The 23,808-nt window shown below is 58.3% G+C and carries 15 protein-coding genes and 1 pseudogene; 8 read left to right on the top strand and 8 right to left on the bottom strand.

The genetic code is table 11. The features are described 5' to 3' along the window. The first annotated feature begins 78 nt into the window (after nucleotides 1-78). From QMX98_RS09115 to QMX98_RS09100, 4 genes are all read left to right on the top strand, one after another. Nucleotides 79-1,146, top strand: coding sequence for a hypothetical protein (locus QMX98_RS09115; RefSeq protein ID WP_282410602.1), 1,068 nt, complete (start codon nucleotides 79-81; stop codon nucleotides 1,144-1,146). A 3-nt stretch (nucleotides 1,147-1,149) separates the two neighbouring features. Further along, nucleotides 1,150-1,482, top strand: a complete 333-nt coding sequence (locus QMX98_RS09110; RefSeq protein ID WP_282410601.1) for a hypothetical protein — start codon at nucleotides 1,150-1,152, stop codon at nucleotides 1,480-1,482. 230 nt (nucleotides 1,483-1,712) lie between these two features. Further along, nucleotides 1,713-2,342 carry a hypothetical protein gene (locus tag QMX98_RS09105; RefSeq protein WP_282410600.1) on the top strand — a complete coding sequence of 210 codons (630 nt, stop codon included), beginning with the start codon at nucleotides 1,713-1,715 and terminating at the stop codon, nucleotides 2,340-2,342. Further along, nucleotides 2,327-4,105 carry an Hsp70 family protein gene (locus QMX98_RS09100; RefSeq protein ID WP_282410599.1) on the top strand — a complete coding sequence of 593 codons (1,779 nt, stop codon included), beginning with the start codon at nucleotides 2,327-2,329 and terminating at the stop codon, nucleotides 4,103-4,105. The genes QMX98_RS09105 and QMX98_RS09100 overlap by 16 nt, the downstream gene beginning before the upstream one ends. Nucleotides 4,106-4,348: 243 nt before the next feature. Here QMX98_RS09100 and QMX98_RS09095 read toward each other — a convergent pair whose 3' ends face one another. Beyond that, nucleotides 4,349-6,244, bottom strand: coding sequence for a hypothetical protein (locus QMX98_RS09095; RefSeq protein ID WP_282410598.1), 1,896 nt, complete (start codon nucleotides 6,242-6,244; stop codon nucleotides 4,349-4,351). After that, a complete protein-coding gene (locus QMX98_RS09090; protein WP_282410597.1) occupies nucleotides 6,241-9,060 on the bottom strand; it encodes an AAA family ATPase in 2,820 nt (939 codons plus the stop codon). Before QMX98_RS09090 ends, QMX98_RS09095 begins: the two co-directional genes overlap by 4 nt. A 359-nt stretch (nucleotides 9,061-9,419) precedes the next feature. Here QMX98_RS09090 and QMX98_RS09085 point away from each other — a divergent pair. After that, a pseudogene (locus tag QMX98_RS09085) lies at nucleotides 9,420-9,683 on the top strand (transposase domain-containing protein); the annotation flags it as partial. A gap of 219 nt (nucleotides 9,684-9,902) precedes the next feature. On the opposite strand, the gene QMX98_RS09080 reads toward QMX98_RS09085, so the two are convergent. The 6 genes from QMX98_RS09080 to QMX98_RS09055 are packed head-to-tail and all read right to left on the bottom strand — an operon-like array spanning nucleotide 9,903 to nucleotide 20,081. Continuing rightward, nucleotides 9,903-10,718, bottom strand: a complete 816-nt coding sequence (locus QMX98_RS09080) for a DUF2135 domain-containing protein (protein WP_282410596.1) — start codon at nucleotides 10,716-10,718, stop codon at nucleotides 9,903-9,905. Nucleotides 10,719-10,721: 3 nt separating this feature from the next. Continuing rightward, nucleotides 10,722-12,341 carry a DUF2300 domain-containing protein gene (locus QMX98_RS09075; RefSeq protein ID WP_282410595.1) on the bottom strand — a complete coding sequence of 540 codons (1,620 nt, stop codon included), beginning with the start codon at nucleotides 12,339-12,341 and terminating at the stop codon, nucleotides 10,722-10,724. A gap of 1 nt (nucleotide 12,342) precedes the next feature. Next, nucleotides 12,343-16,908, bottom strand: coding sequence for an alpha-2-macroglobulin (locus tag QMX98_RS09070; protein WP_282410621.1), 4,566 nt, complete (start codon nucleotides 16,906-16,908; stop codon nucleotides 12,343-12,345). Continuing rightward, complete coding sequence (locus QMX98_RS09065) at nucleotides 16,905-17,507, bottom strand: DUF1175 family protein (RefSeq protein WP_186353740.1); 603 nt, start codon at nucleotides 17,505-17,507, stop codon at nucleotides 16,905-16,907. Before QMX98_RS09065 ends, QMX98_RS09070 begins: the two co-directional genes overlap by 4 nt. 32 nt (nucleotides 17,508-17,539) lie before the next feature. Further along, nucleotides 17,540-19,252, bottom strand: coding sequence for a DUF2138 domain-containing protein (locus tag QMX98_RS09060; RefSeq protein WP_282410594.1), 1,713 nt, complete (start codon nucleotides 19,250-19,252; stop codon nucleotides 17,540-17,542). Between the two features lie 37 nt (nucleotides 19,253-19,289). Then, a complete protein-coding gene (locus QMX98_RS09055) occupies nucleotides 19,290-20,081 on the bottom strand; it encodes a DUF2135 domain-containing protein (RefSeq protein ID WP_102593818.1) in 792 nt (263 codons plus the stop codon). 508 nt (nucleotides 20,082-20,589) lie between these two features. Between QMX98_RS09055 and QMX98_RS09050 the strand changes: the two genes are divergently transcribed. The 3 genes from QMX98_RS09050 (at nucleotide 20,590) to dxs (ending at nucleotide 23,722) form a co-directional block, all read left to right on the top strand. Continuing rightward, nucleotides 20,590-20,832: an exodeoxyribonuclease VII small subunit gene (locus tag QMX98_RS09050; RefSeq protein ID WP_007894317.1), complete on the top strand. Its 243-nt coding sequence runs from the start codon at nucleotides 20,590-20,592 to the stop codon at nucleotides 20,830-20,832. Continuing rightward, on the top strand, nucleotides 20,829-21,731 hold the full coding sequence (locus tag QMX98_RS09045) for a farnesyl diphosphate synthase (protein WP_010467332.1): 903 nt from the start codon (nucleotides 20,829-20,831) through the stop codon (nucleotides 21,729-21,731). Before QMX98_RS09050 ends, QMX98_RS09045 begins: the two co-directional genes overlap by 4 nt. Nucleotides 21,732-21,823: 92 nt before the next feature. Then, nucleotides 21,824-23,722 carry a 1-deoxy-D-xylulose-5-phosphate synthase gene (gene dxs / locus QMX98_RS09040; protein ID WP_282410593.1) on the top strand — a complete coding sequence of 633 codons (1,899 nt, stop codon included), beginning with the start codon at nucleotides 21,824-21,826 and terminating at the stop codon, nucleotides 23,720-23,722. Nucleotides 23,723-23,808 lie beyond the last annotated feature (86 nt).

Here is a 23,808-nt window from a genome sequence, read left to right as displayed (position 1 = left end):
CATGGACAGAACGATGGCATTTTGCCTAATCTCGGAGTTGGGTCTACGACAGATGCACTCGCGAATCAAGGAGCCGGTATGCCAACGTTGGGATGGATTCAGGAAACAGGTCTGGACCGATTATGGGAAAGAGGCACTGAGCCAGGCTCCTCGGCCTTGCCGACTCGCTATACATGCCGTTATTGCAACCAGGTTTTCAAGTCGATTGCCGTACGCGAACAGCACGAACTTGAGCACCCACTGCTCAATCCAACCATGTTCTATCGTGACCGTGAGCTCGGCGCCACACGCCTGCTGATCAATGCACCGATCCAGCTTGGCGACATTGGTGCACGCAATGTTAGCAAGATTGAACTCAACGGCCAGCCACTTGGCTCTATCACTGAACTGACTCAGGCTTTGAAGTCAGTAAGTAGGGGCTTTTTTAGTGTCACCTATGCCAATGAGACGCTGGAAAAGAGCCTCAAGATTGAAGTGTGCATTGCCGACCCTCAGCAACTGGCTGAGGTTGATCAGGCCTTCAGGGCGCAATTTTCTACCGGCAGTATTGCCGATCCTTTGCTCGAGGCATTCACTGCCTCCGTCAAATACTGCGACACCGTCAGCCGATACGTAGACGGACTGGTGCGCTACCTCCACGGTTTGAAAGCCAAAGACCACCTATCTGACATCACCACGTTCGAAGATTTCGACAAACGCTTCAATCAGGCACTGGATTCTCTGAGAGATTACACTACGCCGCTTGCAGCGGCTGTGCGCGCCGTGATCCGTTTCAATAGAAACGACTTCAGTTTGATGCAGAGAGCCTCAGGTCTACCAGATCTGGACAGGACTATCGCCTTTTTCTGCGGTGACGATTTAGTCAGTAGTACATTCGCATCGCCAGATGCGCAACTGCCTGTGGATCAGTCCTCTGAGTTCATTCTTGCGAATCTGATTCCATCCTTTTCCGATTCGACGCTGGCAGATATCGAGGAACGAATCACTTGGTTACCCGCCAAGTACCGGTCGCTGCAGGATACCAGCAAGCTCAACTACCTGTGTTTCCGTAAAGCGGTGGTGGTCGAGGACATGGCCTCGGTCGAAAAGTACCGCAAAAAGCTCAGGCATGATGACGTGTTCAACACCCTTACTGGAGAGAAATGATCCATGACCGGACATGAATCAGATACTGCATTGCCACAACAGCAGGCAGCTGAGGCCAAGCCGGCTAGAAAAAAGAAGCCAGCTACAGAGGCCAAACCGATCGCAGAGATTATTTCGCAGATCTTCGCAATCAGCGTGGACAAAGATAAGAACATCAAGCCAGCTATCCTGAGCCAGGCCGACTTCAGAGCCATAGTCAGTTGCCAAGCCGCCGCTGAACTAGATGCTCATCTGGCGGATAAAGTGGCTCAGGATGCGAGGAAAACTGACCCGCAACTCAATGCGCTGGCGCTACCAGCAAATGTCGTGACGGCGCACAGCGTCATGTTTTACTGACTTTTTGTGTTCGGCTTGCCAGCGTTCTGTGGATCAACTGGCATCGTGAGTCGCATGACCTGTTTCAGGATATTTTGGACGGAGATAAGGGTCTCGACTCCACCCCGCAACGGTTCCTGTGCAATGCCATTACAGCGCTATACAGCAGGCGGATCGAACATGTGCGGGCCCTGCCAGTTGTACCACTGCTGACAGACAGCGCAACAGACACCCTTGCTGGTTCGACAATCTTGACCCCGACCGAACTAGCCATTCAGCGCGACAATCTGCTACTGATCGGTGGGCTTTGGCTGCTTGCCAACGGCAAAAGCGATCCCTCTCAGGCGATCGTGTTTTTCACAGAGCTGCTTGAGAAACGCCAATCACGTAATAGGAGCAATCGTGACGTTGCCCTTTATCTAGCTGAGCGGTATGCCAAGCACGAGAGCTTGCTGGCCGACACGCTCGACTACTTCAAGCAACGGGCAAACGAGCAGATTACCGATGGCAAACGCCTGCAGTCTGCACTTGAGCATAGCGAGCAAGAAGCTGCGCGGCTCAGGACGCGACTAACTGAACATAAGCGGACGACTGCAGAGCAAGCTCAGCGAATTTCTGCAATGGAGGCGGAAATCAGCCAACTGCAGCACATGCTTGAGGAGCAGCAGTTGGACGAGCGGGCCAAACGCACCCACTTGCGCGACAACACTGGGCAGGTCAAAGCAAGAGCTTTCAACCTGCTGACTGAAGATGTGCTAGAACCGCTTAAGCTCTCACTCTCGGCCTTGCAACGCGAAAAGCCGAAAACGGAAGTTGCCGCGCATCATATTGAACTGGCTGTAGAAAGCATCGAAAGGGATATCAAATGGTTCAAAGAATAGGCATCGACTTCGGCACCACCAACAGCCTAATTTCTGTCGTTACCCGCGAAAGCAAGATCTCCTCGTTTGATGACACGGGGCGCCCGCATCCCTCGGTAGTGCGTTACGAGGGCGACCAGGTAATCTGTGGCCGGCGTGCACGCGACAAGCTAGAGCATCTGGGCATAGGTGTTCTGGGTAATACCGTGCGCGGCCCGAAAAAACTGCTGGGTAAGGAGCATGTGAACGTCGATGGACGGGTGATGACACCTGTTGGCGTGATTGCCGACTACATCAATCACCTGATTGAACATGCCCGCGCATCGGACGAAGAGCAGGTAGCCGACCTTACCCGCGCAGTCGTGACCATCCCGGTAGCCTTGGATGGACGAGGTCGTCAGGACTTGCGCGAAGCGCTGCTGCAGGCGGGCGTGCATGTCGATACCTTTGTACATGAGCCGCTTGCGGCCCTGTATGGCTATTTCAAGGATCTGGATAACACTCACGACGCCCTGTCTTTCTATGAGGACAGGATGATCCTAGTATTTGACTGGGGTGGCGGAACACTGGATCTCACATTGTGCAAAGTAGTTAATGGTGCTCTGGTGCAGATCCTCAACCGGGGCAACAATTCGGTTGGCGGTGACTATCTGGATGATGCCATCCTCTCCTACGTCACCGATCAACATGCGGCCAAATTTGGTTGGACCGCCGAGGAAAAGCTGTCGGTCAACCCTGGAATGCGCGCCAAACTGCTCACCCAGTGCGAACGTGCCAAGATCACACTCTCCACGCGTGAAAAAACACATATTTTTCTGCCAGATTACTATCAAGGCGAGAGCGCCGAAGAAACCGAAATCGATATCTGGCTCACGCGCTATGAGCTTGAAAAAGTCTGCACCAGATTGATCAACCAGGGCATCAATGAGATCGATGCCCTGCTCGCACCTGACAAGGCCGATGTCGACCCACAAACCCTATCGCTCTGCCTTGCGACTGGCGGCCTAGTCAACATGCCGCTTATAAAGAGCAAGCTGACAGAAATTTTCGGTGTTTCTGCCCTGCACATTTCCGAAAAAGGCGACCGTATCATCTCAGAAGGTGCCGCCTGGATCGCCCATGACAACCTGCAATTGGCACTGGCAAAACCCTTCGAACTGGTCGAGGCAAGGAACTCTTTGTTGACCATCATTCATGAAGGAACACGCTTACCACTGCGCGGTGAGTCCATTCAGAAGAGGCAGTCGATGTACTGTTCTGACCCGCGTGACGGTAAGGCCATCTTTACCTTCAAGCGCCCCCAAATGGTCCAGAAGTCTGCGGCTGCAGACCCCAGAACCACCTATGGCAGTCTGGTAGTGGAAGTAAATCCGGCGTTCCCGCCGTTGGGTGAGCGCATCGAGCTGACCGTGACTATTGACGACAACCTGATCCTGCATACGCGCGCGATTTCCAACGACCAGAAGGATACGGTCGAGACTCAGTTCTACGATCTTGAGTTCTCGCTGGTGGTCAATGAACAGCCCGCCAATGCGGAGCAAAAAAAAAACCGCGTGAACCTGCGCATTGATATCAAAGGCCCAAAGCAACTCGTGGTTCAGGCCAATGTGACCAATGACTGCGAGCGCTGGGATACCGTTCCTGGTGAGTTACTAAAGACCTATAACGATCAGCATATTTATCTGCGCAAACAATTCACACCCCTGCAGAAGGAGGAAGACGTCAGATATCAGCCATGCTCCAACTGCGGCGCGCAGTGGTCGGAAAAGTGCTGTCGGGGTTGATGAAACAGTAATGGCATTGCCGAGCTGTTGCCACGCAGGTGTGTGCCGTTTAATCACGCAAGGTGTGTTAGGCAGACGCTTACCGGCAGGACGCCAAATGAGTTCGATGGGAAAAAGGGAAGCTCAGGAGTTCCCGGACCTACCGACTGACGTGGGGGCTGGAATCGACATACAGGGACAATTGGCCACTAACAAAGCTGAGACTCGAGTTAAACTTTTGGCAGTTTCCCAGCAACGGACTAGTCATTCCGCGTCAATCGAAACGGCTTTCCACCCCCAGCAAGCCCGCTTCTTGTTGTAGCTCAGCACGGCTCTGCCAGATATTTTCTGGCCATCCTCGACTCCGTGCTCTGTCACGAGTGGGGGTGCAACGAAGACGTCGGATTCGGTGAAACCCATGCCGTTGGATACGCGTACCAGCTCACAGAATGTCTTTTTGACATGTGCATCTGGCTGTTTGTCGGTCGACCAAGCCTGATGCACACGAAACCCCTGGCCTTTTTTTGACGTATATCGGGATAGCCTTAGACCTATCGAGTCTCCTTCGACGAAAGAACCGGACAGTTCGCAAAAAGGGATTACACCCTCTATCTCACGGTCGACGATGAAGTGCAGGACTTGTTTGTCTTTATTGACGTGGTCGATCACACCTGTTTTTTCCGGAAAAATATCCCAAAGCGTTTCGGATGGCCTGTCTTCCAGCACGAAAAACCTGAACCTCTGATTGTCGTCAAACTCGCCTTTGATCCTCACCGCAGTGCCCGGAGCCAGCTTCTTGCGTCCAACCTTGGATTCGGAAATGGTCACCTCTGTCGGGATAGAGGTGGTCTTGAGGTATAACCTGCGCTTTGGCTTGTCCTCTTTGCCTGGAACCGTAAATTTTTCGCCAATGTTGGCATCAAGCCAAGGCAAGTTGCTGAACAGCAGACTTTCGCCAGCAGCCGCATGGGTTTGATAGAAGGCGCGATTTGAAGCGCTGGCCTGCGTTTCGGCAAACCATGGCTGAGAAGCGAGTTGAGCCGCGGTTTCGGGGATTTTGTAGCCCTCATTCTCCTTGGAAGCGATAACCGTCTCGATTTCGCGCTTGGCGGCGGACAAGTCATTGGATTCCAGCATTCGTTGAGCGACTTTGAGCCTGATTTTTCCCGTGAATTTGTCATCGGCGGGGCAGGACAGTGCCTTGCAGTAACAGCCGAGCGCCGCTTGCTGGTCGTTGCGAGAAACGATATCCCCCAGCAACCCCCAAGCCCAGTAGTCGTTTGCCTTGGCCTTGGCGACTTGGAGCCCGAAGGTTAAGGCCTCGTCATGCGCGCCCAAGGACAAGAGCACTTTCGCTTTGTCGAGTTTCAGCCACAGGTTGTCGGGGAATCGTTCGATTGCCGCGTTGATATGGGGAATCATGTAATTCTGGTCTTCGGCGTTGGTTGAGGCGCTGGCCTCCTTACCTGCCTGCTGGATGACCTTCTCCGCCAAGGACGGATATTCCTTGCCGTCCTCCGCTCGGTAGCGCTCGAAATCCTCCGCACGCAGATTTTCCAATTTCCACAGGCGCGAAAAGCCAAGCATGCTCAATTTGTCCTGCCCTGCGAGTTTCGCGGCAAGTTGAAGTACGCACGTGTGCAGCAGCGAAGGCTTTTCAATATCCAGCTTGAGATAGTCGTGCAGGTTGCGCTTGACGGCTGCGAGGTTAACGCTGTCGGCCGCCATCAACTCCTTGGAGTGCTTGAACAACGCCCATCCAAGGTCAGTTTGGGTTTCCTTGTCGGCGGCGCCGTCGGCCCACACCGTGCGATAAACGGCAGCTGCTTGCGCATGCTGGCCTTCCTTGCTGAAGGCTTTCGCCTGGCTGATCTGCTGCCCGTGGGAATTGCACAGCGCCAGGGCATTACGAATCCCCTTGGCGAGCACTTCGTCTGAGAGGGAGACTTTGCTGTCTTCCAGTTGTTTGCGGTAGTGGGGCAGGTCCTCTTGGTTCCCGCTTTTGGCGTCCCGCTTGATGAGGTCGATCAGGGTCCAGCAGAATGCTTTCCGATCCCAGTCATCAACCTGGGGTGCCCCCATCAGTTCCAGTGCCATTCGATATGCTTCATCGATCGCACCTTCTTTGCGTTTGGCGAAAACCTCCTTGTTTGTAATCACCCCTGCATTCCTTTTGTAAGAAGTAAGCCGACGTCACCGACCAACGAGCCTGGCGAGCAGGCGCTGATCAGTGGCTGGCATATGGTGAATTGGTCTTTCGCGCTGTACCAGACATCGTAAACGGCGACCGCGCCATCTTTGGCAAAACTGTATCGCTGGCACCATTGCTGCTCTACAACCTTCTGAACGGTAATGCCGCTCTCGCCGCACAGGCTGAGAACTTTCTCGTGGAAATCGTTCAGGAATGGCTTGGCGAAACGCATCTCGACAATCGGAGAGTCTGTGCCCGCAAACAGCGGCTTGCCTTTGAGCGGAGCGAGTAGAGCTGTCAGCTCGGCGCCCAAATCCGTAAGGCGGGGGGCAGCGACGCCGGTAACCTTGTTCTTGCCGTTGTAGGCGATGTCTATCCGGGCAAACTCTGCTTCTCGCTTGAAGTGGTAAACCTCTTGGTATTGATTGTGGAGCACCTCTTCAATGGCGATGCCATGGCCGTCGATCAGCTTGAGGACCTCGGCCAGCAACGAGAGCAGAAACGACGCCGTCGGGGGAATGCCAAATGTGTCGCAGTCCTGCAGAGCAAGGGCCACAGACGGCTGCTGTGGGCTGGCGGGCATGGCAAGAGAATCCTTCAGCGGGTTCGGGGCTTGAAGTAACTCCAAAGCAGGATTCGAAACGATTTTAATGCCGCTCCACGGTTGCAGGTTCGGCGGATCGAGCAAATAAAGGTTCTTTGCCGTGCGCGTGATGGCGGTGTAGAACCAGCGGAAATAGTCTGCTGTCAGCTGGTTTTGGTGGCTCCTGGATTTCACAAACACATGATTCCATTCGCTGCCTTGCGCTTTGTGGCAGGTGATCGCGTAACCGAACTTGAGTCTCAGTGCGTTGAAATATGGATCGGTTTTCAGTTTGTGTTTGAACTCGGCGCTGTTCCTCTCAATGCGATCATTGCGAATGCAGAAGTCCAGATAGAGTGCCTTGTTCTGATCGGACGAGAGGCCGGGCTCCTTGCTGTAAAGCAGATCCTCCAGGATTTTTATCTGGAAAAAACGGGCAACGCCTTCCAGGTCTTTAAAGCCGACCACTACATCGCGAAACGTTAGCGCAACCGGTATTTCCTCGACTTTTCCCGAGTCAGGGGCTTTCCTTTTAAGCTTAACGGTTCGTGTCTCAGGGGACGAAAGCACCTGGCGGATCAAGCCGAAATCACCGTTGGAGATGAATACCCCGCAGGCGTCGCTGTTGGAGACGGCCATGACCTTGTCCCCGGGCATAATCTGCGGACAGCCTGGAAAAAAATGCTCCCGGATTTGGCGGTTGTAGTCCCCAACATCGGAGTTTGAATGCGCGATGACTATGGATTCCCCGTTGATCTTGCCCCCGCAGGACTCGATGTAGCGCAACATCAGATCCTGGTGTTCCACCTTCTGGACGTCGGGATGGTCGAAATCGATCTTCAGTTGATTGAAAACCTTGGCTTGCAAAGACTTTCGAATGGGTATCGCGTTTGCGATTACGCCACTTTCCGATTTTTGCCGAACCACCTCTGACAGTTCGTACCCGGTCGAACGCGTGTGATGCATTCGCAATAGGTAATCCGCGTCCAGAGCAGGCGAGAAGCTCATGCCCACCGGTGGCAACTGCGCGTCATCACCGATGAAGATCACCTTTTTGCTGTGGTCGTTGTGGTCCAGGTTCACGAACTTGAGGAAGTCGGCCAGCAGGTATCCCGTGCCGAAACGAAAGAATTCTGCCTCTTGGTAGACATCCGCAATCATGGACGCCTCATCCACTATGTAGACCGTATCGGCTGAAAGGCTGTTCACCGCCACTTTAGCGTAGAACTTGAACGTCTCGGTTCCGTCCATGTCGGCGTCGCGGTACTCGGAAATATCGTCGAACGAGTAGATGGTCTTGTGCATCGTGTAAGCGGGCGACTTTGTCTTGCTGGCGATTACTTTGGACGCCTTGCCGGTCGGGGCGGCAAGCACGTAGTTTCGGCCTATCGCCCGAAAGTACTCGGTCAAACCCTTGGTGACGAAGGTTTTTCCGGTGCCCGCGTAGCCTTTGAGGAGGAACACGCTTTGCTCATTGTTGTCGAGGAATCGTTCCAGCCGGCTAACCAGCTCCGTTTGCCCGTCTGTCAATGAATACCCAGCGAAGGCGTCGTTAATGCTTATCAGCCTGCGCGTGCGCGAGGATTTGAAATCGATGGTTTCGCTGATCCGCGCGGCTGAGTTTTTGAAATCGCGGAGTTTAGCCTCGTCAACCGTCTGATGTAGGGTTGCGATTTGGGTGGCTTTCTCCGCAGCCTCCAAAAGGCGCAATTCCTCTTTTGCAGCGGCCAACTGTTTGGCAAGGTTTTCGCCTGTCTTGCCTGGTTCTGCCAGAGGCTCCGAGGGTTTGGTCGGAGCAGTGTAGGGCGGATACCCGTCGAGACATTCCCCGCTGTAGGTCTTGTAGAACCACTGGCCGATCAGGTACGCCTCCTCAATCAGCAGAACGGCGACATCCGCACCCATCGAGTTGCCGTGGGCGGCTTTGTTGCCAAGCATCCGAAGGGCGTGGAGTTTTTCGAGGACGGCGTCGCCGACAACCTCCCGGAATGCCGGCGATTTGAGCTTTTCATAAAAGCCATCGGTCGGTTCGCTCTGAAGCCTGAGCTCACTGTAGAGAGTGCCAACCAGAACTTCAGCGAAACAGCGCAGTTTGATGGCGGCCGTGTGCGGGTCTGAAAACACGTAGTGTTCGGCAAACGATGCATGTTGATACAACAGGGGCCAGTGAGCTTTTAGAGGATGAAAATTATTCGAATTCATTTGTTGTATTGATCCGTCTACAACCTTAAGGACATCCATGATTTTGTGCGAATAGGAGGCTGCTGTGTCAGTTTTGCGGGTTGCAGCTCAGTAAAACTATTCGCCATTCACCCATAATCTCACCATTTCGTGGTGCTGGTCTCACCAACCTGCGGTCGCCTACAGAGTCATGTTGCGCTCTGCCTTGTGGTTCAGAAACAAGCCGGCTAGTCCAGTTTTTTCTTTGGTGCAGTATGGTGCGAAGCGTAACCTAAAAATATCGAAAGAGTACTGGGAAAGACCTTTCGTACTCCAGCATTAAGGGCATGGTGTCCGCAACGGTGATGAGTACACTGCATGCCTGAATGATCATCCAGCACTACCTCGATGGTGGAGCCGTACCCATTGATAATAATTGGGCGGTGGACCAAATTAGACCGTGGGCACTTTGGCTCAAGAACTGGCTCTTTGCAGGTTCGTTGCACAGCGGCAAACGGGCGGCTGCGATTATGAGTTTGATCCAGTCTGCTCTACTGGATGGACATGATCCGGACGAGTATCTGAAAAATGTTCCCACGCGCCTGCCGACGCAGCTGGTGAGTGAAGTCGACCAATTGCTGCCGCATACGTGGCAAACGGTCTAGTCACGCAAGGTGTGATGGCCGGACGCATACGTAGCAATCTGTACTAACCGAGAGATAGTAAACGCGCATTCAGGCTGGGGGGACAAATGGGGGGACAAAAATAATGAAAGCTAACATTGTCAATAAAATAAGGCTGAAACGCAAAAATAACGCCGCCCACAAGCCGGCTTTTTAATGCCCGGAAAAAGTAAATAGTGCAGCAAGCTGCTGCACAATTCCTCACGGATAACTAAACCCCTTAACCAACGTCAACTCCCCCACCGCCCGCATCGGCACCAGGAACGTCTCCATCTTCTCATTCGGCGTCCCTTCCTCCGTAATCACCGTCACCTGCGCCGTCGTCAGCGCTTGAACCGCCTCTTCCTGCCCGTCCTCATCACTCCGATACCCACCCCCGAAGTAATTCACATAGACGAGGTATTGGCCTTTGATTGGCGCCGGCATGGCGAAGATTTCCGGGCCGTATCCCGTCGTCACGTCGACATCGAGCGCAGCGCCATTGGGAACAGCGCGGTCGCCGTACCAGATGTGGGCGCCATCAGGCGTGATGAGGTGCAGGTCCAGATCCGTCCCATCACTGTCCCACGCCAGCAGCACGCGCAACTTGGCCGGCGTAGCCCCACCACTGACATTAAGAAACTGCGTCCGAGCCCGTTGCTGCCCATCAGGGCTGCGAACTTCAACGCTGTTGCTGCCATTGGGAAACGAGAACGGTCGATCAAAACGCCCAGACGGATCAATCTTCAGCGGCATGCTGACGCCGTTGACGATCAACCGCCCAGGTTCTCTGGACTTTGGCGTGGCGTTGATCTGCCCGGTGATACGGGCGGTATTGGCTTGGCCGACCGGCGTGTTCACCGAGGAGGCTGGATAGTTAACGGTTTGACGAAAGTTTTCACCTTCACCTTCGGACGCGCCAGTGCGCCAACCACCAACGGGCGTATTGAGTTTCACGCCACTCTCAGCCGCAAAAACTGCGGGCAATACACAAAAAGAACAAAGGAACAGGAAGACCTGTGGATAACGGAGTTTCATGGCCTATTCCAGCAAGAGGTGGCGGGCGAGCCCTTCGATGTAGGTTTCATCCTGGCCGTTGGGGTGTGCTTCGAAGGCCAGGTGCAGGTATTCGTGGGTCAGGTCGAGACGGTCTTGCAGTGACAGCACGCCGCGCACGTAGATGCGCTGGCGTTCGCGGTCGACGTAGGGGCGCCCGAAGGCCAGGCGGCAGACGGCGAAAGTGCTGACGTCGTTGTAGCCGACCTCGCTTTCCAACTGCGCACGCCAGCCGCGGCGTTGCTTTAGTAGCCAGTCTTGCGCGGCGGGCAGAGCTTCGCAGGAGGCGACGGGGTTGTCCCAGCGGCTGAGGCTGGCGCGTGGGTAGGCGTGCAGCAGGATGGCGTCGTAGCGCTGGCCGGCGTTGGCTTGTTCGATGGCGTGCTGCCAGGAGAGTTTGTCCGGGCCGGGTTGGTCGGAGTGATAGGTGACGCTGGTGCCGGCGAGGACGAGGTCGCTGGTCCAGGCGGCGATGTGACGTGACTCGGCGGTGGCCGGGCGTGGGGCGACGCGTTGGCGGTTGCTGCTGTCGTCGATGCTCAGGCAGTCGCCGTGGCGGGTGGCGTTTTGTAGCAGATAGGTTCTGATCGCGACAGCCAGGGCTTTGGCGGCTTCAATGGGTTCGGGTTTGGCTTCCCTTTGCAGGACGCGGGCGACGTATTCTTCACGGTCGAGTCGAGCGACGAGTTTGCCCTTCAGCAAAAACAGTTCGCCGTCGCTGTGGATATCCAGTTGATTGCCATTGGCGAATTCGACGCGATAGTCGCCCTGCAGAGCCCCGGAAGAAACAACCTGATCCCCCGCAAGAACACGCCCGATCGGATAACGGGAAAACAGACCGACTTCGACGCAACGTCCCGCATCCAAAGGCCACTCAACCGGCAACACAGAAGCCAACACCCCTCCGTAGTGACGCAAGACCATTTGACTGGTCCCCCGGCCACCCGCCCAGATCGGCGTACCGTCCGCCGTCCATCCGGCAAACCCGCCCTGACGCGACGCAGGGTCCTGATCGCCCAACCAGCTCCAGGTTTTCACCCGCAACCGGCCACCGAGTTCGCCGACAACATTGCCGTCAGCGGCGCTTAGCACCACATCGAGCAACACCCGCCGCGCCTGATCCTGCGCCGGCATCACGGCCAGCACTTTCAGCAATTCAGCCACGGAAACTCGCGTAGAAGGCTGCAACGAAGGTAGGTTCAGCAACCATTCCGGCGCCTGCCGTGCTTGCCAATAATCCCGCCAGCCAGCCTCAGAAATACCCAATCGCGCAGGCTCAAAGTACAAGCCACATGACTTCACCAACGCCTGATCGCGCTCGATCTTGCCGCCAGCAGCGCAGCAATACACTTCCTCTTTCGACTGCCCGCGACACTCGTAAGCGGGCTCACGAGCGCCGGTGTCCACCAGCCAGCCGTACACAAACAACTTCCACAAACTGCCGAGCGGTGCCTGCACATCAGCAGGCAATGGCTCACGTGAAATCACTTGAGTCTGGCTTAACGAAATCAACTCACCCTTGAAGCCCAGACGCAGCGGCTCCTCCTGCGCTGTCGCCAGCGCAGGGATCAAACACAGCAGCCACCAGACCAGCGGTCGGGTCATGTCAGTTGACCGTGGCCTGGCCGAGGGCCGGTTTCTGTTCCTGGGCTTGATGCTGCGGCGCGTAGACCTGAGTGAAACGCACCGGCGGCAGGTTGAATTGGCCTTTCTGCGAGAAGCGCACCAGATGACGCAGGCGCAGTTCGCCGCTCAAGGCATCGACCGGAATCGCATAAGCCATCTGGCCCGGCTCGAAACGCGCTTTCTCCAACGCGGTAGCTTCCGTGCCGGCCTTGCCCATCAACTTGATGCCCCACGTCGTGCGTTCGACATCGGCGCCCGGTGGCAGCGGCACTTCGAGCATGCCGTAGCGCAGCGGTTTGGCGGCTTTGCTGGTGATGATCACTTCGTCCAGGTACAGGCTGTCGCTGGACAACGGCTGGGTGCCGACGGCTTCCAGTTTGAAGGTGAAGGCTTCGTCACCCGGCACCAGACGCGACAGGCGACGGGTGATGGTCACGGCCATCGGATCGACCGGTGGTTGTTTGGTCTGGAAGCTCAATGCCGCTCGCAACGGACGTTCTTGCGTCCCGGTCAGCGACAACACCGCCGGTACGGGTGAAGCGCCCTGCCACGTCCAGTACATTTCACCGGTAGCACCGTGTTGTTTTTTCCAGCCTTCACCCGGCGCCAGTGCGATGGTGGGCGAGGCCTGCTCGATGCTGCGTTGCAACCAGGTCAGCGCCAAAGCGCGCTCCAGGGTCGATTGCTGCGGCAGCAAACGCTGCAACAACGCTTGCGCACGAGCCTGATCGAAGGGCTGTAGCGACAGGTTCAAGGCTTCGGCAAATGGCTGAGAACTGACCGCCAAACGCTGCTGGGCATCCGGCAGTTGACGATTGAATGCGTCCGGCAGAGTCACCTTCGATTGCTTCGCCAACGAGGCAGTCAGCGCACGAGCAGTCGCCAAGCCAAGCGCCGAATCAGGATCGCTCATGACAAGGCTGTCCTCGCCATCTTCCATCAGATTCGCCGCGCTGCCCTCGCCTGCTTTCGCCAGGTCATCCATCAACCCACTGAGCAAGGTGTTGACCGGCAATTGCATCTGCCTGGCGAACGAAAGAATCAGCGCACGCTGCAGCAACGGCGTGTTTTTCGCCTGCTTGGAATACACCTCCAGCACCCGCTGCCAATGCTCCGGCGGCAGGCTCAGTTCCAGCGCTTTGCTGGCGTGCCAGTCGGCGTAATAGGCGTAGGCAGTGAGGAACGCATCCGGCTCGCCGGCCATGCCCCACCAGGTGAAACTCGCCGACGGCCCGGCCATTTGCACCAGGCGCAGACGGCTGTTTTGCATGATCAGGCGCAAGCGATCGCGGATCTGCGGGTTCGACGACAAGGTCGGGTACGCAATGCTCAATGGCAGCAAACGGCTGGCGGTTTGTTCGACGCCACCGTACGGATAGCTCAGCAAATCATCGAGCGCCGAGCGGAACAGCGCTTGCGGACTGTCATCCAGACGCAGGCGAATATCCGTCGCGTCCACCGGCAAGGTCAACGGCGTGTCACCGCTGGCCACGTCCAGGCTTTGGCTTTGCGTGACCTGCCAGCCTTCGCCGGTCGCGGTCAGGCGCACGGCGAGGGCGTCGGCGGTTTTGCCGTCCTGCACCAGTTCGGCGGTCCACTCGCCGGAGGTCAACGTGAACGCCGGCAGCGCGATGTAGTTGATGCCGTTGTTCAGGGTCACCGGCACGCGCTGTTCGGCGCCGCCGTAATGGATCACCAACTCGGCCTTGACCGGTTTTTCCGCCTGGCTGAAGGCGAACACACCGAGATCCGGTTTGTCACCATTGCGGAATTGGGTCGGTCCGCTCCACTTCAAGTACAGCGGTTTCTCCGAGCGCAGGAATTGCTTCTTCTGCCCGACCTGGCCGTCATCGGCAATGGCTCGGGCAGTGATGCGCCAGCGGGTCAGCGAGTCCGGCATCTTGAAGGTGAAGCGGGTTTTGCCGTTGGCGTCGGTGATCAACTCAGGTTCCCACGCGGCGGTGTCGACGTCTTCCCGGCGCGGCCGCTCCAGCACTTTCACCCCGCGCTCGCTGCGGTTGGCTTTACCCGGTGCGCCAGGGCTGCCCGGCAACGCAACGTCGTAGCTGATGAACGACAGGCTGGCGCTGGTGCGCACGTTGTTGCGGCGTGGGTGATAGAAGAATTGGTCGATGGTCGGCGCGACTTCCGGTTGCAGCGCGTAGACCATTTCATCGACCACGCTGACCGTCAGGTGTGCCGGAATCGGCTTGCCGGCGAACTGGGTAGTCAGGTCCACCGACACGGTATCGCCCGGCTGATACGCCTCTTTATCGGTGGCAATGGCCACGTCGATCTGCGGCGCGATCACCTTGATCCCGGCGTTCTGGAAGCTGTACTGACCACCCTTGGTGTACAGCACCGAGAAGGTCAGGTTCGGCGCGAAGGTGTCCTTCACCGGGATGCGCGCGCGGTATTGGGTGTCGCTGAGTTTTTCCATCTTCAGCCAGTCGCCGCCCTTGGACAGCAACGCCGTGGACTCGACCTTGTCACGCTCCAGCGACAGCAATGCATCGCTGACGGGCTCAGGGAAAGTGATCAACGCCAGGGCTTCGTCGCCCGCCTTGTACTCGGGTTTGTCGAGAACGATTTCCACGGTGCCGGGCACGGCTTTGACGCCATCGCCGGTCACCGAATGGCCGGTGGCGCCGACGACTCGGCCATGGTCATCCTTCAACGTCAGGTTGTAGGTGCCTGGACGGTCGAAGGCCAAGGTGAAGCTTTTATCCGTCGCGGCGAGTTTGCCTTCGCCAGTGCTCTGGTCTTCAAGGCGCACCCAACTGTAGCTGCCCGGCATGACGGCTTTGGCCTGCTCGCTGCCACCCTCATTCAAATAGCTGAACGCAACCTTGTCACCCACTGCGCTGAAGCGCTGCGGTGCACTCAAGCGGAAACTCGCGGCGCCACGGTCGATGAGGATTTCCTTGGTGGTCTTGACCCGGTACGCCGCGCCATCGCTGGCAAACACGGTGAGCATGTAACGGCTCGGTTTCTCGGCGGCCGGCAGGTCGAGGGTCGCGTTGCCTTTGCTGTCGGTGGTCAGTTCGGTGCTGGTCAGCTCCACCGGGAATTGCCCGAGGTATTGCAGTTCGTTGTCGACCATCGACAGTTGCTGGGCGCGCAGACTCAGGCTCAATTTTGCGTTCGCCACCGGCTTGCCGTCCGGGTACAGCAGCACCAGGCTACCCTTGACCGGTTCGCCGGTTCGGTAATCCTGCTTGGCCAGGTTCAGCGAGATTTCGAAATGCGGCTTGATGTATTCGGCCACGCGGAAGGCGCTGCTGTAGGCCTGGTCCTTGTAGCTGAAACGCAGTTCATAACCGCCGGCCACGGCGTTATCCGGCAACTGGAATCGGCCTTGGGTGCCTGCCTTGGAATCAAGCTTCAGCGCCAGCGATTGCAGTGCCGTGCCGGTGGCATCGAGTACCGTCACGTTGACGTCGGCAGCGGTCGGTGCCACGGAATCCCGGGCGTTCTTGAACTCGCGACCGACGATTTTCAGCGACACCCAATCCCCCGGCCGATACAGCGGCCGATCGGTGAAGGCATAGAGTTTGGTGTCGTAAATTTCACTGTCGTAATAGAAGTTCTCGGAGACAAACACCCCACCCTCTTCGTCCTCGCCAATCACGAACGAACGCTCGGGGCTGACGTGTTTCAGGCGCAGCAAACCATCGGCATCCGTGGCGCCGCTGCTCATCACGCCAAGGCCATCGGTCCACAGCACATTGACCTTCGGCACCGAACTGCCTTCGTGCTTGCGCGCAGCCCAGACCACCAGTTCATCACCGGCAATCTTGCTCACGGCCACAGTGTTGGAAACGAACACCATGGTGGTCGCACGGTACTTGCCGATCAGCGCTTCCACCAGGTACAGACCGGGTTTCAAATTGCCCAGCGGAATGTAAACGTTGCCCGGCGCGACGCTGACGAACTCACTGGAAGAACCGGCCAGATTCACACCGGTTGGCGGCTGGATCGGTTTGGCTTGCCACAGCGGATAACGGAACTGGCTGACCACCGGCAAACCCGGAATCAGCGCGAATTGCGGCTGAGCGTCGTAGGGCGTTGGCGCGGCAATAGCGGAGCCCATCTTCAGTTCCGGCACTTCCTCGGTGACTTGTTTACGGGACTCGTAGGAAAACGCCCGCTGCATCACCCGACGGGATTTGCGGTACCAGTTGTCCCACAGGTACGCGAGCGTATTCGACAGTCCTTCCCCCTTGAACTGGCCGTCGCTGACCACGCGGTGCAGGTTCTTCTGGCGCTTGAGGAAATCCAGCGGCTTGTCGATCCGATACACGCGAATGTCGGCGCCGCCGTAAGGCTCCATGCGGAACCGACGGTAATCGCGTCCCGGCGCTTCGAGACGCACCATCGCCTGTTCATCACTGGCGAAACTGCTGTCCGCCAGCAGGAAAAAGCTTTCACCGGCCACCGGCGTGTAGCCGCTCGGCTCGACGGTGTCTTCGGCGTTGACCGCCGTAAACGGCAGCACCAAAACCAACAGCAGAGGCAGGAAACGCAACATGCGGGCACCGATCATTGGGAGAGAAAGTTCAGTCGATAGACGCCGATGAAGTTGGGGTTGGCTGCGTCGGGTATCCATCGGGTGTCCTTCCATGTCATGAGTTGCTGCAGGCTCGCGGAACGCATGCCGTTGTCAGTGGGGGTGGTGGTGCCGGTGTGATAGGCAATGAAGCGGCCCATCCAGATCATCAGGTGCTGGTCGTCGCCCTGATCGAAAAACATCAGGTCGCCGGGTCGGGCTTGCGCCAGATCGCGACCGACCAGATGGCTGTTGAACTGAATCAACTTGATCGCGTTGACGTAGGGCCCGACCTTGCCGCCGCCCTGCTGCCACTGCTGGGCGAGGCTGCGTTGGGCCTCGCTCAATTGCAGCTCCGGCGGCAGGTAGCGGTTGCTCAGGCCATTGCTGCGCAGCCATTTGTCGTCATGGACTTTCAGCGCTTCGTTGGCGGCGAAGCGCACCAGTCCGGCGCAGTCCTGCTGATACCAGCGCGGGCTGGGGCCTTGGGTCAGCTGCTCCTGGGCGATGCGCACGAACCAAGCGCGAAACACCTGGGACTGCTGCGGATCCAGCGCTGCGGCTTCTCCAGCAAACGCGCGACTGCCCAGCAACATCGCCAGCAGGCCGAGGCCTCGGATAAGTGCGGTCACAGCGCGTTCCACTCCAGCGGCAGCCACTGCCAATGGCCGTCAGGCTCGCTGCCTTCGGGCAAAGTCAGGGCGTACTTGCCGTAGCCGCCGAGCTTGCGCAGTTTCGGGATCAAGTAGGTTTGCGCGGCGTTGTAGAACACCGGCTCCATGTCCTGCGGCAGGCTGTCGAGGGTTTCCTGCTGCATCAGTTGCGCCATGGATTCCGGGCCGAAGTAGACCGGCATCAGCAGGTCTTTCGGTACCACATCAGCCATCGGCGGGAAACGTTTGTCGAGGGTGCCGAGGGCCTTGTCCACGAGCTTGTCATCGAGGGAGAACAGCAACGTCGAACCGTGACGCGCCAGGCTGACTTTCATGAACGCCTTGCCGGTGATCGCGTCAGGGTTCTCGGCGTCCTTGGCTTTGTAGGGACCGAAGTTGGAGCTGACCTGACGCTGCCACTGATGGCTTTGGCCTTCCTGTTTCTCGACCACCGGGAACGCGTGTTCTTCGACGTTGCCTTCATAGGCGCCAACCATCGAGCCGAACAGGTTGCCCAAGTCACCGTCGAGTTTGGCGCTGTCGTCGTCATTCAGGCTGGCCACCAGCAACGGCGTGTACAACCGCGAATCGGCGTACCAGCACAGCCCGGCGGCCCCGGCCATGTGTTCGGTCAGCGCCTGGGCGACGGATTCTTCGGCGCCGAGTTTCACCAGCAGCGGTTTCTGCTGTTCGGCGGCGAGCGGCAGGGCCACGCAAGCGCTGGCGCCCATTGGCATGGCTTGCCAGATCGGTTTGAAATCGAAGTCCGGCTGGTTGTCCAGTTCGTCCATGGCGAGGAAGCTGTGCCAGCCCTTGTCGTCCATGTCGAAGCGCAGGCCGGCGAAATTCGGGATGAAACGCTGGTAACCCATGGCCAGGACGCTCGCGTTGACCGACAGGCGTTGTTTCACCTCGGGCGCACGCGGTGGCAGGCCGAAGGCTTCGGGGAACAGTTTGTCACCGTTGAGCAAGGCGGCGATGGACTGGGTCGAGACGCTGCCCGGTTCTTCCGAAGCTCCGCCTTCTGAATCGTAGAGTTTGGTCGGGGTGGACAGCACCACCAGTTTGTCGCCATGGGAGGCGAACAGCAGCGCCTTGCTGGCGTTGTAAGTGAGTTGATAAAGCGTCACATCGTCGGTGCCGACTTTCACTGTGGCGACGGTGGTCAGCTGCGAATCATCCAGCGCCACTTTCGCCAGCGGCTCCAGCACCTTGGCCAGCCCACCGCGATCCATCACCAACAAAAAGTCTTTCAGCCGGCCGTCCGCCCCGCGCCACAACGCCACATCCGCCGGTTGATCGAAGAGCTGCTCGATCAAACTGTCCTGCAACTTCAGGTCATGTTCGTAAATGATCCGCCGCAGACTGCCGATCAGGCCGAGGCGATCCGCATGCGCTTCGTAATAGAAGACGAAATCCTCGGTCAGGGTTTCCTTGAGGAACGGCACCGCCAGCAAGTCTTTGGGCAATTGGCTCAGGGAATGGGTTTCGAGCAGACCGTCCGGGCGGCTCATGCCCAGTTTGTCGCTGGCCAGTTCGGCCGGTGGCGTCTTGGGTTTGTGCATGAACCAGCCCAAGCCGGCCGCGACGCCGGCGACCAGACACAGCCCGATCACAACGGCCGGCCAGCGGCGAGGAGTTTTGGCAGCTGGCGTTTCGGCGGCCGGAGAAACAGTGTTATCGCTCATGTTCACAAAACCCGATGTCATCCGTGGAGCGGGATGCTTAATAGTTGAAAGTCTTGACCAGCAGCAGGTCACCGATGGCCCGCAGGGGCACGATGAAGGTCTCGCGTTTTTCGTCGACGGTATTTTCGTTGAGCACCAGGTTGATCTGCGAGGTGATCACCTCGTTCTGGTTGCTGGTCTCCTCGAAGTTATAGCCGCCGCTGCCGAAGTTGCCCCAATAGTTCACGTAAACCAGATAGGTGCCATGCATCGGCGCGGTCATGGTGAACATTTCCGGGCCGGGGCCATCGACGCCGTCCGGATCCAACCCGCCGCCATTGCTCATCGCCGGGCGAGCCCAGAACGCGTGTTGGCCGTCGGGGGTAATGATGTGCAGATCGAGTTCGGCTTTCGGGTCATCCCAACCCAGCACCACGCGAATCCGCGCCGGGGTGCGCAGGTTGTTGGCTTCATAGAATTGAACGCGCTTGAGCGATTTGCCTTCAGAGCTGCGCACTTCGACGCTGTTGGAACCGGCGCCGAACGCATACGGCCGGGCGAATCGCCCCTGGTCGTCGGTGTACAGATTCAGGGGATTGCCGTTGACGGCCAGCGTATGAGGCCCGCGTTGCGTGCCGATGGCCTTGAGCTGGCCTTGGATCATCGTGCGATTGCGCTGCACGCCCCGGTCGATGGGCGGCGTCGGATAGGCGACTTGAGGATATTCGCTGCGGTCCAGCAGGCCGTTGAAGCGCCAGCCGCCCACCGGCTCCGACAACTCAGCCGTCGGCTCGGCCCAGGCAGCGGTCGCGAAGACCAACGCCATCAGCACCAGAAGAAATGAACGCATGTGACGCCTCCTGCCATGCATAACGAAACCTTGCACCCGATCCTCGGCGCGTTACAGATCCTAAAACTGCGTTTCGTCAGAAAGACCCGTGACTATTGGGTCGTAGAAGGCGCGAAGGTTAGCCATTTGGCGGTTTTTTAACAATCGGATACATCTATATTTGCGGTAGGAATCACGCTCATTTGAGTCCGTGAGCCGAATAGCGAGTTTATTCGGCTCACGAGATGAGCCGAATAATCCCCATCACTCACAGAAGCGACATTCCTTTGTGGCGAGGGAGCCTGCTCCCGCTCGGCTGCGCAGCAGCCGTAAATGGCTGAATGCGGTCTTCCTGAAAACCCTGGGTAAATGGTTTTGGGGCTGCTGCGCGACCCAGCGGGAGCAAGCTCCCTCGCCACAAGGGGTGTTTTCAACTTGGGATCAAGGCTCAAAAACCCGCCCTCATTTGCCCATAACCCCCATGTCTGCTAGTGTCGCGCCGGTTTAACGTCAACCGGAAATAGCCGCCATGGCCCGCAAAAAAGCTGCACTGGATTTCGAACAATCCCTCGCTGACCTGCAAACGCTGGTGGAGCGACTGGAGAACGGCGAATTGTCGCTGGAAGACTCGCTGACGGCTTTCGAGCAAGGCATCGGTCTGACCCGCGATTGCCAGGCGGCGCTGGCCCAGGCCGAGCAAAAGGTTCAAGTGCTGCTCGAGCGTGATGGCGAGCTGGCCGAGGAACCCTTCGACGCGGATCAGCCGGAATGATTGCTGCGTATTCGGCGACCAGCCAGGCCCGCGTCAACGCTGCACTGGAAACCCTGTTCAACGCGCCGAGCCCTGAGCTCGCGCGGTTGTACGAAGCCATGCGCTACAGCGTGATGAATGGTGGCAAACGGGTTCGCCCGCTCCTGGCCTACGCCGCGTGCGAAGCGCTCGGTGGCAAGGCTGAGCAAGCCAACGGCGCGGCCTGCGCGGTGGAGCTGATTCACGCGTATTCCCTGGTACACGACGACCTGCCAGCCATGGACGACGACGATCTGCGTCGCGGCCAGCCGACCACTCACAAAAAATTCGATGAAGCCTGCGCGATCCTTGCCGGTGACGGCTTGCAGAGCCTGGCGTTCAGCGCCCTGCTCGACCCGCGCCTGAGCACGTCGGACGCGGCTCTCACCTCAGATCACCTCCGCCTGCAGATGGTCAGCGCCCTGGCATTGGCGGCAGGCCCGGCCGGCATGGTCGGCGGTCAGGCCATCGACCTTGGTTCGGTCGGTCTGAAACTTGACCAAAAAGCCCTCGAAACCATGCACCGGCACAAGACCGGCGCGCTGATCGAGGTCAGCGTCAAACTCGGCGCCCTGGCCAGCGGCCGTGCCGAGAAGGACGAACTGAAGTCCTTGCAGACTTATGCACAGGCCATCGGCCTGGCGTTCCAGGTGCAGGACGACATTCTCGACGTCGAAAGCGATACCGAAACCCTCGGCAAACGCCAAGGTGCCGACATCGCGCGCGACAAACCGACCTACCCGGCCCTGCTCGGCCTCGACGCGGCCAAGGCCTACGCCCTGGAACTGCGCGATCAGGCCCTGCACGCACTGCGACCGTTTGACGCGGCAGCCGAGCCGTTGCGCGATCTGGCCCGCTACATCGTCGAGCGGCGCAGCTGACGGCGTATCCGCCAAGTTAAAAGCAACGCGTGGGCAGGGGGCGATGCATCAGGTAAACTGCCGCATCTTTTATACCTATAACGATTCGCCTGATGCCCACGACGTTTCATGAGATTCCCCGCAATCGCCCGACCACGCCCCTGCTCGACCGTGCCAACACGCCGGACGGCCTGCGCCGGTTAGGCGAAGCCGAGCTGGAAACCCTGGCCGATGAGTTGCGCCTGGAATTGCTCTACACGGTCGGTCAGACCGGCGGGCATTTCGGTGCCGGCCTGGGCGTCATCGAGCTGACCATCGCGTTGCATTACGTCTTCGACACCCCGGACGACCGGCTGGTGTGGGACGTGGGTCATCAGGCCTATCCGCACAAAATCCTCACCGGCCGTCGCGAGCGCATGGCCACCCTGCGCCAAAAGGACGGCGTCGCAGCCTTCCCGCGTCGTTCCGAGAGCGAGTACGACACCTTTGGCGTCGGCCACTCCAGCACTTCGATCAGCGCAGCGCTGGGCATGGCGATTGCCGCCCGCCTGCAGAACAGTGATCGCAAGGCCATTGCCGTGATCGGCGACGGCGCATTGACCGCGGGCATGGCCTTCGAGGCGCTGAACCATGCGCCGGAAGTGAACGCCAACATGCTGGTGATCCTCAACGACAACGACATGTCGATCTCGCGCAACGTCGGCGGGCTGTCGAACTACCTGGCGAAGATCCTTTCCAGTCGCACTTACGCCAGCATGCGTGAAGGCAGCAAAAAGGTCCTGTCGCGCCTGCCCGGCGCCTGGGAAATCGCCCGTCGCACCGAAGAATATGCCAAAGGCATGCTGGTTCCCGGCACGCTGTTCGAAGAGCTGGGCTGGAACTACATCGGCCCGATCGATGGCCACGACCTGCCGACCCTGATCGCCACCCTGCGCAACATGCGCGATCTGAAAGGCCCGCAGTTTCTGCACGTCGTCACCAAGAAAGGCAAAGGCTTCGCCCCGGCGGAAATCGACCCGATCGGTTACCACGCCATCACCAAGCTTGAGCCCGTTGATGCGCCGGCCGCTGCACCGAAGAAATCCGGTGGGCCGAAGTATTCCGGTGTGTTCGGCGAATGGCTATGCGACATGGCCGCCTCTGATCCGCGCTTGGTGGGCATCACCCCGGCGATGAAAGAAGGCTCCGATCTGGTGGCGTTCAGCGAGCGTTTCCCGCTGCGTTACTTCGACGTGGCGATTGCCGAGCAACACGCCGTGACCCTCGCCGCCGGCATGGCCTGCGAAGGCGCGAAACCTGTTGTGGCGATTTATTCGACCTTCCTGCAACGCGGTTACGATCAACTGATCCATGACGTCGCGGTACAAAACCTCGACGTGCTGTTCGCCATCGACCGCGCAGGGCTGGTGGGTGAAGACGGCCCGACCCATGCGGGCAGCTTCGACCTGTCGTTCCTGCGTTGCATCCCCGGCATGCTGGTGATGACCCCGAGCGACGAAAACGAATTGCGCAAAATGCTCACCACCGGTCACCTGTTCAACGGCCCGGCGGCGGTGCGTTATCCGCGCGGCACCGGCCCGAATGCAACGATCGAGAAAGACTTGCAGCCGATTGAAATCGGCAAAGGCGTGGTTCGTCGCCAGGGCAGCAAAGTCGCCCTGCTGGTGTTCGGCGTGCAACTGGCCGAGGCGCTGAAAGTCGCCGAGACGCTGGATGCAACCGTGGTCGACATGCGTTTCGTCAAACCGCTGGATGAAGACCTGGTTCGCGACATTACCGGCAGCCATGAGTTACTGGTGACGATCGAAGAGAACGCGATCATGGGCGGCGCCGGTGGCGCGGTCAGCGAGTTCCTGGCACGTGAAAACATCCTCAAGTCGATGCTGCATCTGGGCTTGCCGGACAGTTACGTCGAGCACGCGAAGCCTGCGCAGATGCTGGCCGAGTGCGGGCTGGATGAGGCCGGGATCGAGGCTTCGGTTCGTGAGCGTCTGCAACTACTCAACATCTGAACAAATGCAAAACCCCTTGTGGGAGCGAGCCTGCTCGCGATAGCGGTCTGCCAGTCACCTCTTCTTTGACTGACACACCCTCATCG

Origin of the sequence: Pseudomonas sp. PS02303 (assembly GCF_029959925.1) — a bacterium.
In the GTDB taxonomy this organism is placed as follows: Bacteria; Pseudomonadota; Gammaproteobacteria; order Pseudomonadales; family Pseudomonadaceae; genus Aquipseudomonas; species Aquipseudomonas mandelii.
Note: the sequence above shows the minus strand (reverse complement) of the source record. Positions and strands in the feature narration are given on the sequence as shown.